This window comes from Enterocloster bolteae, assembly GCF_002234575.2.
In the GTDB taxonomy this organism is placed as follows: domain Bacteria; phylum Bacillota; class Clostridia; order Lachnospirales; family Lachnospiraceae; genus Enterocloster; species Enterocloster bolteae.
Genome location: NZ_CP022464.2, coordinates 6,427,832 through 6,444,047 on the forward strand (window position 1 = coordinate 6,427,832; position 16,216 = coordinate 6,444,047).

At 50.1% G+C, this 16,216-nt stretch carries 12 protein-coding genes and 2 pseudogenes; all 14 read right to left on the reverse strand.

Annotated elements, in window-relative coordinates; all coding sequences use genetic code 11:
• Position 1 precedes the first annotated feature (1 nt).
• Entirely contained in the window at positions 2–3,403 is a 3,402-nt protein-coding gene (locus CGC65_RS29920; protein ID WP_002569204.1) for a YodL domain-containing protein, read from the reverse strand.
• Between the two features lie 6 nt (positions 3,404–3,409).
• Positions 3,410–3,688, reverse strand: coding sequence for a hypothetical protein (locus CGC65_RS29925; RefSeq protein ID WP_002569205.1), 279 nt, complete (start codon positions 3,686–3,688; stop codon positions 3,410–3,412).
• Positions 3,685–5,784, reverse strand: a complete 2,100-nt coding sequence (locus CGC65_RS29930) for a type IA DNA topoisomerase (protein WP_002569206.1) — start codon at positions 5,782–5,784, stop codon at positions 3,685–3,687. The genes CGC65_RS29925 and CGC65_RS29930 overlap by 4 nt, the downstream gene beginning before the upstream one ends.
• On the reverse strand, positions 5,765–6,472 hold the full coding sequence (locus tag CGC65_RS29935) for a hypothetical protein (RefSeq protein ID WP_002569207.1): 708 nt from the start codon (positions 6,470–6,472) through the stop codon (positions 5,765–5,767). The genes CGC65_RS29930 and CGC65_RS29935 overlap by 20 nt, the downstream gene beginning before the upstream one ends.
• 147 nt (positions 6,473–6,619) lie before the next feature.
• A complete protein-coding gene (locus tag CGC65_RS29945) occupies positions 6,620–7,372 on the reverse strand; it encodes a DUF4366 domain-containing protein (protein WP_002569208.1) in 753 nt (250 codons plus the stop codon).
• The gene (locus CGC65_RS29950) at positions 7,362–7,613 is read right to left on the reverse strand and encodes a DUF4315 family protein (RefSeq protein WP_002569209.1); all 252 of its coding nucleotides are present in this window, start codon (positions 7,611–7,613) and stop codon (positions 7,362–7,364) included. Before CGC65_RS29950 ends, CGC65_RS29945 begins: the two co-directional genes overlap by 11 nt.
• Before the next feature lie 29 nt (positions 7,614–7,642).
• Positions 7,643–9,352 carry a C40 family peptidase gene (locus CGC65_RS29955; protein ID WP_029466988.1) on the reverse strand — a complete coding sequence of 570 codons (1,710 nt, stop codon included), beginning with the start codon at positions 9,350–9,352 and terminating at the stop codon, positions 7,643–7,645.
• Positions 9,345–9,719, reverse strand: a complete 375-nt coding sequence (locus CGC65_RS29960) for a DUF3851 family protein (RefSeq protein WP_002569211.1) — start codon at positions 9,717–9,719, stop codon at positions 9,345–9,347. Before CGC65_RS29960 ends, CGC65_RS29955 begins: the two co-directional genes overlap by 8 nt.
• 2 nt (positions 9,720–9,721) lie before the next feature.
• A complete protein-coding gene (locus CGC65_RS29965; protein ID WP_368670199.1) occupies positions 9,722–11,197 on the reverse strand; it encodes a VirB4-like conjugal transfer ATPase, CD1110 family in 1,476 nt (491 codons plus the stop codon).
• 57 nt (positions 11,198–11,254) lie between these two features.
• On the reverse strand, positions 11,255–13,228 hold the full coding sequence (gene ltrA, locus CGC65_RS29970; protein ID WP_002569213.1) for a group II intron reverse transcriptase/maturase: 1,974 nt from the start codon (positions 13,226–13,228) through the stop codon (positions 11,255–11,257).
• A 740-nt stretch (positions 13,229–13,968) separates the two neighbouring features.
• Positions 13,969–14,925: pseudogene (locus tag CGC65_RS29975) on the reverse strand (VirB4-like conjugal transfer ATPase, CD1110 family); the annotation flags it as partial.
• Positions 14,882–15,337 (reverse strand): PrgI family protein, encoded by a 456-nt coding sequence (locus CGC65_RS29980; protein WP_002569215.1) that lies wholly within the window; start codon positions 15,335–15,337, stop codon positions 14,882–14,884. The pseudogene CGC65_RS29975 and the gene CGC65_RS29980, both read right to left, overlap by 44 nt.
• A 14-nt stretch (positions 15,338–15,351) precedes the next feature.
• Entirely contained in the window at positions 15,352–15,897 is a 546-nt protein-coding gene (locus tag CGC65_RS29985) for an MT-A70 family methyltransferase (RefSeq protein ID WP_002569216.1), read from the reverse strand.
• Between the two features lie 14 nt (positions 15,898–15,911).
• A pseudogene (locus CGC65_RS29990) lies at positions 15,912–16,190 on the reverse strand (VirB6/TrbL-like conjugal transfer protein, CD1112 family); the annotation flags it as partial.
• Positions 16,191–16,216 lie beyond the last annotated feature (26 nt).

Here is a 16,216-nt window from a genome sequence, read left to right on the forward strand (position 1 = left end):
ATCAAATCTCTCTTTCCGCACTCTTTTTGGGTGCTGTCTTTTTGTGTTCTGCTTTGGGCTGGCTTTTCAGCTGATCCACAACGGATTTTTTCTTTTCCCGTTCCTCCCGATGAACGGCGTCAGCCAAGTCCATCAGGGAAATGGGCTGACCGCTTCGGGCCTGCTGTTCCAGCTCTGCCACCGTAGGCTCTTTTGTGCCATTGTTGATGATGCCGTCAATCATGCCGTAATCGTCCTCCACGGCCATCTCCGCATTTTTCAGCGGATTTTGCGGCAAGAATCCGGGTATCTGGGTAAAACCAACGCTGTCACAGTAATGACAGGATACCTTACCGTCCTGCTTGATCGCAACGATGTCGCTGACGCTCATGGAGGGGCTGTGATAGTCCACAGGTTTTTCCAGATTGAATTGCTGATAAAGTTTTTCCAGCTGCTCCGGCACAGTACCAGACTCACTCAGCGGAGCGGTGTAGATGAGGTCATAATTACTGCGGTCTATGGAAATATCATGGGACTTTAACCAGTCCAGATTCATAAAGCGCATATTCTGGGGATCGTCACAGCTCACTTGATAGATGGCAAAGCAATTTCTATTCTGGGAGAGAAATGCCTGTTCTCGTTCCTGCTGATGTTCCTGACGCTCCATGACCTTTTCATGGAACTGAGGGCTTTTCTCCCATTCCTCACGGTCCACACCGCAAAGACCGCCATGCTCCATGATCTCCTGCGGGTCAAACACCATGCTCTCCGTATTGTCCTCATGCAGCACATAGACAGTCAAACCGGCGGCATCCAGTTCCAGCGCCCGTTCTCTGGTAACAGGGAGCATCCCATCATAGGAGTAGCCGTATTTCAGCATATCCGGTGTGGATACCTGCTCATCGGGCATGGGGTATTCATCCAGCGCCTGCTCCTGTGCCTCCGGTAGCTGGGAAGAAGCAGTCATCTGACTGGCCTCTGCCTGCATCTGCTGATAGGCAGCTTCCTGCAAGGTCTCAACTATGGACAGGGGGGCGTGTCTAAGCGAAGTGCTGTCCAGATCGTTATCATTACAAATCTGGAGAACTGCTTTCATGCGGGAAAGCTCCGGTGCATCCAGCTGTCCTCCATCCAGCTCTTTCATGGATGCGGCATCGTAAAGGGTATAGTCCCAGCCGCTGTCACAGGGCTGGATATGAAGATAGGTGGCATCGTCGATCAGAAACAACGCCTCCTGCTGGTTGGCGTCCGCCCCCAGCACTTCCATTTCCGGCATTGCCGCAGCCAGTTCCTTTGCCGCTTTCTGTACCAACGGATTATCGCGGTAATAGTCGATTGCCTGAATGGTGTCCAGGTCAATGGTCTGCCCGGTCAAAATCGGAAATGGTCCTTCATAGTCGCTTCCGTCTTTCAGCTCAAAACCAATTCCTTTGATCCCGTTCATTCGCTCTGCCGGAATTTCCTGATAAATGCGGACAGCTTCCTCCAAAGACAGGTTATCGTGGTATTCTCCGAGGTTTGGAAACTCCATGCACTCTGCTACATAGTAGGTCAGATTGCCGGTTGGCTCGGTGTCAGATACCTGAGCGGCATCTGCCGGCTGCTCTATCGGGGCGGTTTCCGGCTCTGCCTTTGCATGGGGGTCAATTCCACGCTCTTTGCAGATTTCCTTATAGTGGCGCTCAATGTCGGAGATCAAAGTGCCGGAGGTTTTGTTGATGGTCTCCAAACTGGCTCTCAGCTCTTTCAGTTCCTTGCCCTGACTCCAGCTTGCAATATAGCCGAAGCTGTTTTCTCCGGTCTCAATACCAAAATACTTGCAGACCGCATAGGAGATGCTTTCAGCCTCCACTTCCTCCGTGTGGCGGTCTTTCCTCTGTTCTTGCAAAAACTGGGCGAGGGTAGAAAAGCCGCCAACAAAATTCAAACCTTCTTCTTCGGTCAATCGAAGATAACCTTCTTTGGGAAGTTCTAATGGTTCCGCCAGAATCACAGCACCCGCATGGTTTACACCAACTCGGTTCTCCACATAAATCGGCTCTCCGGGGTCGTAGTCAGAACCGCGCAGGTCATAGCAATAAACGCCCTCCGGCAGATTATCACGGACAATCCGCCCATTGGAGAACAAACCGGGTTTATCAAACAGCTCGATCTCCTGATATTGCTCGTCATTGGCAATCTGAATCTTTTTCTGATTGTGGAGCTTGCTGTGGGCAATTTCGTGTACTGTGGCTGAAACCGTCTGCACCTCACTCATGCCCTGACGAATGGCGATTTTCTGATGATCGGCAGAAAAATAGCCGTCCGTATCGGCGGCCATTGCTTCAAAAGTGATCGGCACCGGCGCGCTGCGGCGCAGGGCCTCCATGAATGCCTCATAATTTGGCACATTGCCGGAAAGGGAGGAAGCAAGCTCCGGCAAAGGTTTCCCATCGGTCTGGCTCACATCAAAGACCTTGACCGGACGGAACATAGGGATCTCGATTTCTTTTTCTTCTGTAACGATCTTTCCGTCTTTATCCAAAATCGGAGCCTTGGTATCCGGGTCCAGTTTCTGCTCCTCGATTTTCTTCTTATACGGTGTGGGGGCGATGATGGTAATACCATGCTCGCCCTTTTTAACATGACGCTCAAACTGGTCTTTCCACTTATTATATCCGGCTACCAAAGTGGCGTCCGGCTTCTGCATATAGATGAGCATGGTGTTGTTTACCGAATAGCGGTGGAAGCGGGACATAACGGACAGATAACGCATATACTTTTCACTCTCAAACAGTTCTTTGATGCCCTGCTCGATGCCATCTGTGATTTCCCTTAGCCGCTCTCGGTTGGTGGGTTTGTTCTCAGCCATGATTTTCAATCTCCTTTCCAAGTGTGTGATTTCTGCTGTGTGTTCTGCAATCCATGCCTTTTGTTCTTCTTCACTTTCATAAAGAAAAAGGTCCAGCAGGTACTCTACATAGGTTTTCTTCTGGATTGCTTCCACAAAACGGGGGTGCGGTTCTTCCTCCGGTGTCCGGGGAGAATTGTCGATCTCCCATTTTTTCAGCAAATAGTAGTAATCGGACAGTACGCGATAACACCGCCGCCGGTCCTCCCGAAACTTTTGTGCCTCGGTTTTCTGCCGGACATACCTCCTGCGGGGAGGGGCCTGACTGTCATAGATCAGGCCAAAGTCCTGTGCCAGTTTCTCCGCCGCTTCTTTTGGGGAGAGGTCAAAGAGCCTTGCGGTAAAGTCGATCACATCCCCATCTGCACCGCAGCCAAAGCAGTGGAACCGCTGGTCTACCTTCATGCTGGGGTTCTTATCATCGTGAAAGGGACAGCAGGCCATACCATTTCGTTTGACCTCGATCCCATAAAACGCTGCCGCTTCTCTGGTGCTGACCGACTGCTTGACCGCTTCAAATACATTCTCTGCCATGTGCCTTTAACTGCCGGACTTTCTCACAGGGGGCTGGTATCCGGCAGCTTTGGCCCGTTCACTGGCAGCTTTGCGGCGTTCGGCGCTGTATGGCTCCCTGACTGATACACACCGCTTGGGAACGGTAAAGTTATGGGCGTCCTTTCGGGTGATCTGGTCGGAGTGCTTTTTTGCCAGCAGTTCCAGCTTCTCCATCAGACGGGGATCGTGGGTGTAGATCTCAGCCATTGGTTCTGCCTGGTTATAGAGGAGAATGGTTTCCCGTTCCACTAAAGAGAGCTTCATCGGCTGCCTCCTTTCCGCTGGTCAAATTCCAGCTTGAAGTTGGCGTACTGTCCATTATCCTCCAAAATCACAGTGGCATCGTAGGTCTTGCCAGTTTTCTCCGAATATAGCCCCGTCACACGGACACGGCCATCGTTCAGCAGCGCAGACACCACAGCCTTGGTCGGCTGTTTTTTCTTGGCAGTCCACCATTTGTTGTTTTTCCAGATTGCAAATTTGCAAGAATCATTCTGACAGAAGAAGCCTTTTTGCAGTTCTGCAACTTCACCGCCGCAGCGAGGGCATTTGCCTACCACCTCGCGGGGCGGAGCGAACAGATACTCGGTTCCCTTGATGACCTGATAAGTTCCCACCAGGTCTTTCAGCATAGTGCTGATTCCATCCAGAAACTCCTCCGGGGCCAGCTGCCCACGCTCGATCTCGCCCAGGCGGTACTCCCACTCGGCAGTCAGAAGCGGCGATTGCAGCTGTTCCGGCAGGACGGTGATAAGGGAAACTGCATCGTGGGAAGGGAGAAGCTGCACCGTTTTCCTGCTCTTTTTTCGTTCCAGAAAACCGGCAGATACCAGCTTTTCCAAAATACCGGCACGGGTGGCCGGTGTCCCCAGACCTTTTCTCTCGGCGTCCTCCGGCATATCCTCTTTTCCGGCAGTCTCCATCGCGGACAATAGGGTGTCCTCCGTAAAGTGCTGAGGCGGACTGCTTTTGCCTTCTTTGACGATTGCAGCAGCAACCGAAAGGGTCTGTCCTTCGGTCAGCTCCGGCAGGGCTTTCTCTGCGCCCTCTTTTTCTGACTCTGTATCCTTCATTTTGGCACGGTAAGCGTCCTCCAGTGCCTTCCATCCGGGGTGCTTCACCGTTTTTCCTTTGGCGATAAACTCCCCACCGGCACACGCTGCAATCACAACGGTTTCCGAATAGATATGGGGCTGGGCTACGGCGCACAGCAGACGCAGGGCCACCAGCTCCAGCACTGCTTTTTCTCCCGCAGGAAGGGCAGAAAGGTCTGCATCCTTGAGATTTCGGGTGGGAATTACTGCGTGGTGGTCGGTTACTTTCTTATCGTTGATGACCGTCTGCGGATCACAGGTAATGGCGATACCTTTGCGAAACGGCATAGCATTGGCAACCAGATTCACCAGCACCGGCAGGCTGTCTGCCATATCACCGGTCAGATAGCGGCTGTCAGTACGGGGATAGGTGCAGAGCTTCTTTTCATACAGGCTTTGCAGATAGTCCAGGGTCTGCTGGGCTGTAAATCCAAGCAGGCGGTTGGCATCTCTTTGCAGAGTAGTCAGGTCATAGAGGGCAGGCGGCTTTTCGGACTTTTCCTTGCACTCCACCTTTTTGATCGTGACAGCTGCACCCTGGCAGGCTTCTTTCAGCTGCTCGGCAGCGGCCTTATCCGCCATGCGCTCCCCGGATACAGTAAGACCGGGCAGCTCCAGCGCCACGGTATAAAAGGGAACCGGCTTAAAAGTGTCGATCTCAGCTTCCCGCTGGACAATAAGCGCCAGCGTCGGAGACATCACGCGCCCGATGTTGAGGGTACGGTGATACAGCACGGAAAAAAGCCTTGTGGCATTGATCCCCACCAGCCAGTCTGCCTTGGCACGGCAGAGGGCAGCATCACGAAGTCCGTCATAATCTGCACCGAGGCGTAGGTTTGCAAAACCCTCCCTTATGGCGGAGTCCTCCATCGAAGAAATCCAGAGCCTTTTCATCGGCTTCTTGCAGCCTGCCAGCTCATAGACGCTGCGGAAGATAAGCTCTCCCTCGCGTCCGGCATCACAGGCATTTACCACTTCCGTCACATCCGGGGCGTTCATCAGCTTTTTGAGAATATCAAATTGCTTTTTCTTATCCTTTCCCACTACCATCTGCCAATGTTCCGGCAGGATAGGCAGGTCATCATATCGCCACTTGGCGTACTTGGGGTCATAGCTGTCTGCATCTGCAAGTCCGGCCAGATGGCCCACACACCAACTGACACGCCAGCCGTTGCCCTCCAGATACCCGTCCTTACGGACAGTTGCACCGATCACCGCCGCCAAACTTTGTGCAACCGATGGTTTTTCAGCAATCACCAGCTTCATATTCTTCAACCTCCCATTCATCCTGCCAATCATCAGACAGTTTTTTTGCAATGCTGTGTTCAGAGGCAAGAGTAATGTCATAGCCAAAGCGATAATCATATCGGTATAACCTGCCAATCAAATCATTGATTATGATATTGCAGGCCATAATCACACGCTCTTTATCCACCTGTATCAGCTGATAGCGTTGATAATTGTTGTAATATTCTCGATGTCTGTGGGTTCTGCTGACCATATCTTCCATCAGACAATCTATGGCGTCTTTTTCACCATCTTCTTTGCTGCCCTGTGTATAAGACAACAGTTCCTTAACCATGGGAAAACTTTGTTCATCTACCGTTGCTTCTTCGCTCAAAAAACCGATATAAGCTTTTAGTAACAGGCTAACTGCTGTTTTTTCAGCTTCAGATAAAGCTTTCATGGTCTCCGCTGCATCAGGCAACAGTTCCTTTTCCACAAATTCATCTATCTCACCAGAATAAAGCATTCGGATTGAGTCCACACATAAAGAGCGTTTTGGGGGTGCGGTCTCAATTTCAAAATCATAAAGGTCCAAGTCATCGTCCTTCTTTGACTTTTTTTGAACTTTGCTTATAGCAGTGAAAAGAATGTCTCCTCCAAAGTAAATTCCGAAGGCGACCAGATCAAAAATAATCAGAAAGTGTAACAACCAGTTCCAGGTGTTCATTGTGAGGTCCTCCTTTCTTTGACCATGTGCTGATTTTGGGTGTGGATTTGCAGTAAGAGAGTGCGTAGAGCAGCAGAGGACAGGAATTTCTCCCTGTCCTCTGTCCCTTATACAGCAATGATTTGAAATACACTACGCTCAAATGGTTCAATCTGCTCTATCGCTTTCCTCAATAGGGTCAGAACCCTCAAAACCATCCTCAAGGACTTCCTCATCCTCGGTTTCCCATTCCTCAGAATCTTCCTCGCCATAATCATAATCGTCCAGACTGTCATTGCCCTTGGTCTTAGGCTTATTCTTAACGAGCTTCAAGTAGGCAAATACGCCACCGCCACCAAGCAGAGCCAGCAGAAGGATCAGAGCAGCCGGGTTCAGTCCAGCAGGCTTTTCTTTTTCCGGCTCCGGTGTTTCTGCCGGAGGTTCCGGTGCTTTTCCCGTACATTTACTCTTATCAGTTACGCAGACCGGACAGGCCGTATTGACTGCCCCTGCTTCACATTTCTTCGTGCAGCTGCACACAGCAGGCGGCTCCTCTTTGGCATTTCCATCTTCCATCAGCGCCATCAGGTCTGCTTCATCCACCTGGTTCAGAAAGTGAACAGCGGTCTTTTTATCCTCGTTGGCCCTGTCAATCAGGATATAAAAATAGTTGCCCGCCTTGGTGGTAACGGTAATGAGCTGCTTGTTGCCACCAAAATCATCCACCAGAGCGGCGTTGCCATCCGGGGTCAGCGGAGGTGCTTTTTCGGGTTCTTCCACCACCACATTGCTGTCATTGGTGGTATCCTCTGACGGGGGCGGCGCTGCGCCCTGGGCAAAAGCGGGAACGGTAAAGCCCGATGCCAGAACCAGCGTCAGGCAAAGGGCGGAAAGTGTTCGGAGCAATCGTTTATTCCTCATAGCTGTTTTCCTCCTGTTCGTTGTTGTCATCAGCCAAACTGCCGGGAACTGTGCCTCCGGACAGCATGGCGCTCAGCTGAGCCGGGGTCATACGCAGGGCGCGCACCATCTGGACGATCTCCAGATTTTCTGCCTCGGTTTTCTGTACCTCCAGCGCCTTGAGCTTTTCCTGATACTCTGCGATCTTCTCGCGGACCTGAGTAATCTCCTGGTCAATGCGTTCAATTTTATTCTTTGCCATCGTCTATCACTCCTTCTAAAAAATCTCTGTTACCAGTTCATCAGGCCGTAGCCCTTGATACTCTGATAATTCAGGTCATAACTTTTGATCTTGCAGGCATCGCCGGAATTTCCCTCCACGGTATAAACACGGCTGCCATCGGTGCCGACAACAATTCCCACATGGTCTGCGGAACCATCCAGATCCCAATCGAAGAAAATGGCATCACCGGGAGCGATGTTTTCATATCCTCGTGCGCCCCACTGTCCATGAGACTGGAACCACGGAACACCCTGAGACTGGCAACCAGCAAAGCGTGGTTCCGTTCGACCGGATTGACCATAGCACCATGATACAAAGCAGGCACACCATTCCACGCGGGAGTTGAAGCCGTACCAGCTCCAATAAGGTTGTCCTCCCACATTACCCACCTGACTTTTCGCCAGTTCCACCAACTGCGGATTGCCGGGGCGGGTGCCGTTGATAAATTCAACACCAGTCAAATCTTCAGAAACACCTGTATCGGGAGAACCGCCACCAAACAACAGCGGCTTATTGCCCATAGTCTGTCGGTAGACCTGGTACATCTCCATCTGCTCCGGAGTCAGTAGTTCTGGCGCAAGAGAGGCAATGGAACGGCTTGTTAAAGTTACATGGAGAATACGATATTCATATTCATGCTCATCCCCATCTTCGTCAGTGTAAGTGCGAATCTGAATTTCTTCTCTCAGCGTAAGCTGATACTGTGCATCAAACACACGATCCAGCTCTGCCTGTGCGCTGTGGCGTGTATAGCCCTGCAAGACAGCAGAGAGAAAGGCCGCAAGCTCATGGGGGTCATGACCAATCATATCCAGGTTATACCGATACTCGTCATATCCTGAGTGGCTGCTTTCGATGTTGTCGATTTTCTCCTGCAACTGGGCTTCTCTGTCTGCATAATCTGCCTCCACCGCCAGCATTTCCGGGTCATCCGATGGATAGGTGGTGCCGGAAATTACAGAACCAATACTCTGTGCCATCATAGAGCAGGAGGACATGGTATTCATCAGCATACAGATGAGGAGGAACAGCACACCGGCAACCAGAAAACCTTTCTTGTGGCGCATGACGAATGACCCTGCCTGTTGTGCCTTTTCTTTTACCGTCCTTGCGGCCTTTCCTGTTTTGGACGCAGCCTGGGCGGTATTTCCGGCAGTCTGACCGGCGCGCTTGGCGGCGGCATACTGCTTTTTGATACTCTGTTTTTGCTGCCAGCGGGAGAGAGGGTTGCTGGTAAACTGAGGATTTTCCCGTAGGGACTTTTGATACAGGGCATTCACATTGGCCTTCTCCAGCTTCTGCTCGGCCTGGGCTGCCTTGCGGCAGGGCTTCAACTTGTGGCTGCGATAGCCCTCCCGCACCAGATAAGCGCCGGTCTCCACCGCCTCCTCGGACTTGTGGGCGCTTTCCACGCCCACATTGTCCTGCTCTGTTTCCCGGATCTCTTTGTGGAGCTTGCCCGCGATCAGCTGGACGGGTGCTTCCTTCACTCCCTGAGAAACTTTGGAGGGTGGCTTTTTCTTGTCCTCAAAGGTCAGCTTCGAGGTCTTTTTTCCGGTATCCGGGTCAATGACCGTCTGCCTGACCTTTTTCTTTGGAATATTGGCCTGCGCCTTATCTGCTCTGGCCGCAGCTTTCTCCGCTTTACGGATCGGCTTTTCCATCGCTGGGTCAGACCGTTCCTCATCGGTAAAGCGCAGGCGCGGCTCCTTATTCAAACCAATCACCCATTAGGATAGCATCCATCATGTGGTGCAGCTCCACATAGAGGGCCAAACCTTCCGGATCATATAGCGGATGCACGGTGAGATACGCATGGACTTGCGCCAGAATCTCAGAGAGCATTGTGATAGGTCTGCACCCTACAATGGTTGCTGCACCAGGGGCACACATCATATTTGCCCAGATCGAAAAGAGACGGGCAAGACCAATTTCGCCATCCTCATTCAAGGTTTTGAGTTCTTTGTCAGCGGTACGACACTCAACAACAGCGGAGGCCATTACCGGAAGCAACATGAATTCGTGAGCCTCCAATGCCTCGCGGAAAAAAATCATGGTATCAAGTTCGCAAATATTCTGTTTCATAGTTATTCATCCTCCTTTTTCAGTTCCTGGGGTTTGGTGGTCATAATGCGGTAAAGCTCGGTGTTTTTCGGGAAGTGGTCAACGAAGGGCAGGATCGTGGAGCCATAGAACAGCAGGCCCTCGCCCTCACCGGAGTGGGTCACATAGCTAAGCTGGTGCGTGGAAATGCCCAGCTGCTTGGCAAGGATCTGTCGGTCTCCGCCTGCCTGGTTGAGCATATACACGAAGTCGGAGTTTTCAAAGATGTTCTCCACCTCACGGCTGGAAAGCAGGTCTTTGACATTCTGGGTGATACCTGTCGGAATACCGCCCCATTTTCTGAATCGCTTCCAGATTTCCACCGTATAAGCGGCGGTCTGCTCCTCCTTCAAAAGTAGGTGCATCTCGTCGATGTAGTAACGGGTGGACTTGTGAGCGGCACGGTTGATGGTAACGCGGTTCCACACCTGATCCTGGACCACCAACATACCGATTTTCTTGAGCTGCTTACCCAGTTCCTTGATGTCATAGCAGACAATGCGGTTATTGATGTCCACATTGCTCTGGTGGTTGAACACATTGAGGGAGCCGGTTACATAGATTTCAAGGGCCGTGGCGATATACTGGGCTTCCTTTTCCTCCTGTGAGCGGAGCAGGTTATATAGGTCCTCCAGAATCGGCATATTCTCCGGGCGCGGGTCGTTGAGATAGGTCTGATAGACCAGACGCACACAGCGGTCGATGATGGTTTTCTGCACCGGCTGCAATCCGTCCTTACCGCCCACGATCAGCTCACACAAGCTGAGAATAAAGTCAGACTTGAGGGACAGCGGGCTTTCATCATCCGAGTAGTCCAGGTTCAGGTCCATCGGATTGATGTAGTTTGTTGAGGTAGGCGAGATCTTGATGACCTGCCCATGCAGACGCTCAACAAGAGGTGCGTACTCCGCTTCCGGGTCACAGATGATAACATCATCACTGGTAAGCAAAAAGCAGTTGGCGATTTCTCGTTTTGCGCTAAAGGACTTGCCACTTCCAGGTGTCCCAAGTATCAAGCCGTTGGGGTTTTTCAGCAGCTTTCTGTCCACCATGATGAGGTTGTTGGACAGGGCGTTGATGCCGTAGTACAGGGCTTCTTTGCCGTTCTGGAATAATTCCTGTGTGGTGAACGGTACAAAGATAGCCGTAGAACTGGTGGTCAACCCTCGCTGGATCTCAATCTGATTGAGTCCCAGGGGCAGACAGCTCATCAGCCCTTCTTCCTGCTGAAAGTCCATTCTGGTCAGCTGACAGTTATACTTCTGGGCAATAGAGCCTGCCTGAAAGATGTTGTTGCCAAGCTGACGGGGATTGTCCGCTGTGTTTAGCACCAAAAAGGAGACAAGGAACATTCTCTCGTTTCGGCTCTGCAAATCCTGCAACAGCTTTTTCGCTTCACTGCCGTAGGTGGCAAGGTCAGAGGGAAATAGCGATAGGTAAGCCTTTGAAGTTATCTCCAGCTTTTCCCCCGCTTCACACCGGACATGCGACTTTCACCGCATCCGGCGTTCCATCAATCAAACAGTTTTCTTAGTCTCCTTAGTCATACCATTATGAGAATTATTCGTAAGATTTAGGTTCTCCAAATCAATAGGTTTCCGATTTGCCAGAATTCGCAGTCTGTTTAGCTTCATAAGTTGTGAAGCGTCCAATTTAAGAGCGGAGAGATAAGAACAAATAGTATCCTCATTGACTGCGTGTATCAGTTCGTGTACTGGTGCAAGCACCAATACCAGATTTTCATACTTGTCACTGCCACCATTACCCTTTGGTGTTTTATGGTGACAGTGGATTTCTGAAACACACTGAAATTCCTTTCCCGTTATTGCACATTTCCCCCATTGAGCGGAGAATAGTGAAATACGGTTGTCCGCATATTCTGCACTACGGCGGTATGTAGGCGCTCTCATAAGCTGTAACAGTAAGGAAGTGTTTATCCGTAAATCGTCATGGATTGCACTTCTGCCTGTCGCTGTGTAGGCGCATACTTTTCGCCGCAAATTCATTGGATTTGTGCATTGAACATAGCTTATCGGATAAATCGGTTCTTTGGATTGTGCTATATATCTTAGCTGTTCCGATTTCCCATATCTTTGGAGCTCCATTTTTGTAAGGTCTCGACCTTCTTCTTTTAGTCGGTGCGTTTTTCCTGATTTCAGCCTGTTTTTAAGGACTATATTAACAGTTCTGCCAATATCACCGCAATCAATGCTGATGTCTGTGGCTAACTGATAATAATTCTGGATTCCCATAACCATTGAGTTAAACAGCCGTACTTCTCCGGCCTCTCCACGGTCTTTTCTTGGAAATTTGATGTTCCCGACCTGCTTTGTCAGGTTGGCCTTGACCTTTCTATAGGCTTTATCGCACATGTGCGATTGAACGACATACTTTTTCCCCTTTTTGTGCAGTCTGATTTTGAATCCGAGAAATTCAGAATAGCTCCGTCTGGTGTCAACAACTCTCGTTTTCTCTGGCGAAACATCAAGACGTAAGCGTTCTTTCAGCCAATGCGTTACCGCAATCAGCGTCCGGTCTGCCTGTTCTTTCGTCCTGCAAAGAATCCGAAAATCATCCGCATATCTGACGATATACATTTCTTTCAACCTTGTATTCCGCATTGCCCGATACGCATGGCTTTGTATCGGACAGCCCGTCGCATTTTCCCTGTAGGAGTAGTTTTCCGTTACCGGGTTGCACTGCCACTGGCTTTCTATCCAATGGTCAAGTTCATTCAGAACCACATTTGCCAGCAGTGGTGAAATAATGCCGCCCTGCGGCGTTCCCTTTGCTGGGTGTTCTATATGGCCATCCGGCATGAGGATTGGTGCTTTGAGAATCCTGCGGATTACATAGAGCAATTCTTTATCCCGAATATTAAGTGACCATAACTGTTTTATCAGCTTTGAATGGTCTACATTGTCAAAGAAGCCCTTAATATCAAACTCCACAACATAGTAAAGTCCTGACCTCTGCATAAGCCTGTAGATTGCCGCTATCGCATTTTCAACCGACCGATTCGGACGGAATCCATAGCTGTTATTGCTAAATCTGGCTTCGCAGATAGGCTCCATGACTTGCTTGATACATTGCTGTACCAATCTATCCCATATACAAGGGATTCCCAGAGGTCTGGTACTCCCGTTTGGCTTAGGGATTTCTTTGCGTCTCACGCTTCTTGGGGTGTAGCCGTTTTTACCTCCCTTTACGATTCTACGTACCCTCGCTGTTACTTCGTCAGCGGTAAGTTTACCAATATCAGAAATTTTCAGCTTATCCGTCCCCGGTGTAAAACTCCCGGTATTGGATTTGATGTTCCGATAGGCCAATAGGATATTTTCTCTCGAAAGTATCACATCCATCAGGCCGTCAAAGATTTCTCCGGCTTGACTTCTGGCATACAGCTCATCAAAGGTACTCTGCATATCGTAGTATTCAGCATGGCGGAGATACTCCACGTATTTTGTTTTTGGTTTCTTCTCATTTGGCATCAGGCATCACTCTCCTTTACGGCGAGTGACTTCTTTTTGTCATACTCGCAATCCTAATTGCGACTAAGTGCTAAGTTGTCTGTTTGACTGACTTGAGGCCATTCCTCCGTTTTCCTCTTTTTCGCAGAAAACATCATCGGTTCGACCTCTGCTTTTCAGCAGTAGTACAGCAGCTTATATGATTCGTCTGCTTACTTCCTAATGGTGGAAGCCTACTGCCTTTCCTCGTTCCAACAATCCTATCTTTACATATACCTTTAGGTCTCCGCTTTAAGCCTGTCAGCTTGAACACGCCTGTAACGTGCTATGGTGTTTCATAACATCAATTTTTACTCCACCACACTGATTAGCGATTAACGCTACCGGCACATTTCTATGCCGTCATGGTATAGACCCTTACATTCGCGGTTTTCGTCAGTCATATTTCAAACATTCTGACCTTGGGTATTTTGTAGACCTCCGGCCTATAGGTAGCACCGTCCACCTCTGGACAGCTTTCGTGAGGCTGGTATTTATCCAGCAATCCATACGGCTACTCTCAGCCGACTTCACCGAGCTTCTGACAAGTCACATTTCTGTTGAAATGCCAGTCGGAGTATTAAGGGGGCGTTTCAGGGCGTTACCCCATCATTCCACCTCTCGGATTGTTAGTTCTCCTAACATTTGAAATTTTCGTTCTTTTGTTAATGCCTGATTTTGTCCTTCAACCACGAAGGCTTTGTTCAGGAACGAGTCGCACTGATGTCCATGTCGTATCCTGCGCGGACTGCTTTTTTCTGTTCCTCGATCTTACTGCGGTCCAGGTCGGTAATCTTGCGCTTTACCGTTTTGATGGCTTTCACCTGATCCACCGACTGAATGTGCATACTCACAATGAGCGAGCTTTCCATATCCAGAAAATCAGCCAGCAGACGGTCATTCAGCTCCGGTGCGAGAATCTGCAAAAAAGAAACAGCCCCGTATTTCTTGCCCATACGGAACTGCTTGCCGGTGCGGAACTCAAAGGAGCTTGGTGCAATAAAATCTTTCGTGGACAGACCGGAAGGAGCCAGCCAGTCCCATTCAAACTGAAATGGGAGCTGTTCGTCCATGTGGAATACCGCATGAAGCTGGGAAAGCCTTTCCTTACCGTCCAGTGTTCTGGCAGCTACACCAAGACGCTTGAAGTTGTTGAGTATATCGGTCTCAATACGCTCCAGACGGGGCTTGGCGGCTTTGATGCTGTCAGCGTCGATACCAAAGGTCAGGTATTTGGTTTTGATGAGACCGTTGTTGCCTCTGGCCAGCTGATTTTGCAGCATCGTGGTGTATTCCTCGCGGATACTGTCAAAGGCATCCCTCTGGGGCGGGATGGAAATGGAGTTGGCAAAGGTCTCCTCCGATGCCGCAAGGTTCAAAAAAGACAGCTGGAAGTGAATCGAGCTGTCGAAATAATTGAGGAAATCACACCAGCCCTCAAAGATCGCAGTCTTATCTTCATTTTGGGAGAGCTGATAGTTGATGTCCTGAAACTGAATGGTCTTTGTGTAGTGGCTGTCTGATACGCGGCAGATCCCGTCCGGCCACATCCGTTCATAGGGGATACTGTCCTGTGCCGATTTTCCTTTTTTGTCCGTGCGGTTGGCGCGGGCAATGGCCGCTTCGATCTGCTTCTTATCGGCGCGGGACAGCTTTTTCTTTGTCTTTACCGGCTGCACGGTCTTTTCTTCCGGTTTTCCCAGCAGACGGCGCAGCCAGCTTTTCATTGCGGTGAACAATGTCATACACCTCCTTATCGAGCATTTCCTGCCGCTTTAATACGGCATAAAAGTTATTGGTCTGGTAGGGACGCTGCTTGGGACGGATCACAGCTACTTTGAGAATGTTGCCGACGATCTTTTCCAGGCCCTGCCCATGCTTTTCATACATTGCCAGCAGGAAGAAGGGCATCATGACCAGCATCATACACATGGCGGCCATGCTGTTTCCCGCAGGCTCACGGAGCAAAAAGAACAGCGGTACGCCTACAAGCGCCCCGGCGGTAAAGCAGACCAGCTGCCTTCGGGTCAGATTGAACATGACCTTGGTTTTGACTTTGGTTAAATCTTTGGGTACGGGTACATAAGCCATATTATCCACCTCCTTTATGGGAATGAAATAGAGCTGTCCACTTCATTTCCCCACACATCCCAACCGGGTGTGGATTGACGAGCAAACAGTTCTATGCGCGGGAGATCACCCATCAATGAGACAATGCGTTCTCTGGCTTCCTGCGGTTTTTTTGAATGTTCTTCAATGTGAGAGACAATAACCTGATGAACAGCTGCGTTCACTCGCTTGGGATGCCCTTTCGTTGCGAGGATACAAAGCTCCACATTGGAGCGCGTCCAATATCCCATACCCCAAAATAGACTATCAGACTTTTTATTCTGCTTTACCCAGACAAATCCGATTGTCTTATAGGTAAATCCCCATGCTCTCAGAACAGAAAGTCCTTCCAGTAAACATGGAATCGTGACCCATAAGAACAAAGCACAATCTTTATCTGCCAGGTCACCTACCGGCAGCGCACAAATATCCTCAATACGCATAGTCGGATAGTGACTTTCTGCACTGCGTCCCAATCCTTTCTTGGAATATACTTTGTAGCTCCATGGCGGATCTGCATAAATGATTTGATATTTTTTCATACAGAACCCTCCTTTTAATGCGCCTGAAAGACTGATTTTGCGAGGCTGCCGGTTTTGAACAGCGTAAAGCACAGCAGTACGGTGTAGCCCACGCAGCTCCAGATCGCCATGATGATGTCATCTTCCAAAGCGATGTTCTGCACCAGCACAGCATAAATTGCCACGCAGACGATGATGAGAAACGCCTGAAAGCCCAGCGCCAGCAGGGAGCGGAGGTAGTTCTGTCCCATACCGCCCCATTCCTTGCCCATCATGGCAGCCATTGGAACGGGAGCCACCGAAGTCACAAGTAAGGTAAGAACCCGGCGCCTTGCCATAT

Bases quoted from the DNA above. Each gene is read 5' to 3' on its own strand.
- CGC65_RS29930 (WP_002569206.1), bottom strand. From the start codon at position 5,784: ATGAAGCTGGTGATTGCTGAAAAACCATCGGTTGCACAAAGTTTGGCG.
- ltrA (WP_002569213.1), bottom strand. From the start codon at position 13,228: ATGCCAAATGAGAAGAAACCAAAAACAAAATACGTGGAGTATCTCCGC.
- CGC65_RS29950 (WP_002569209.1), bottom strand. From the start codon at position 7,613: ATGGCAAAGAATAAAATTGAACGCATTGACCAGGAGATTACTCAGGTC.
- CGC65_RS29960 (WP_002569211.1), bottom strand. From the start codon at position 9,719: ATGAAACAGAATATTTGCGAACTTGATACCATGATTTTTTTCCGCGAG.
- CGC65_RS29920 (WP_002569204.1), bottom strand. From the start codon at position 3,403: ATGGCAGAGAATGTATTTGAAGCGGTCAAGCAGTCGGTCAGCACCAGA.
- CGC65_RS29935 (WP_002569207.1), bottom strand. From the start codon at position 6,472: ATGAACACCTGGAACTGGTTGTTACACTTTCTGATTATTTTTGATCTG.
- CGC65_RS29985 (WP_002569216.1), bottom strand. From the start codon at position 15,897: ATGAAAAAATATCAAATCATTTATGCAGATCCGCCATGGAGCTACAAA.
- CGC65_RS29925 (WP_002569205.1), bottom strand. From the start codon at position 3,688: ATGAAGCTCTCTTTAGTGGAACGGGAAACCATTCTCCTCTATAACCAG.
- CGC65_RS29945 (WP_002569208.1), bottom strand. From the start codon at position 7,372: ATGAGGAATAAACGATTGCTCCGAACACTTTCCGCCCTTTGCCTGACG.
- CGC65_RS29980 (WP_002569215.1), bottom strand. From the start codon at position 15,337: ATGGCTTATGTACCCGTACCCAAAGATTTAACCAAAGTCAAAACCAAG.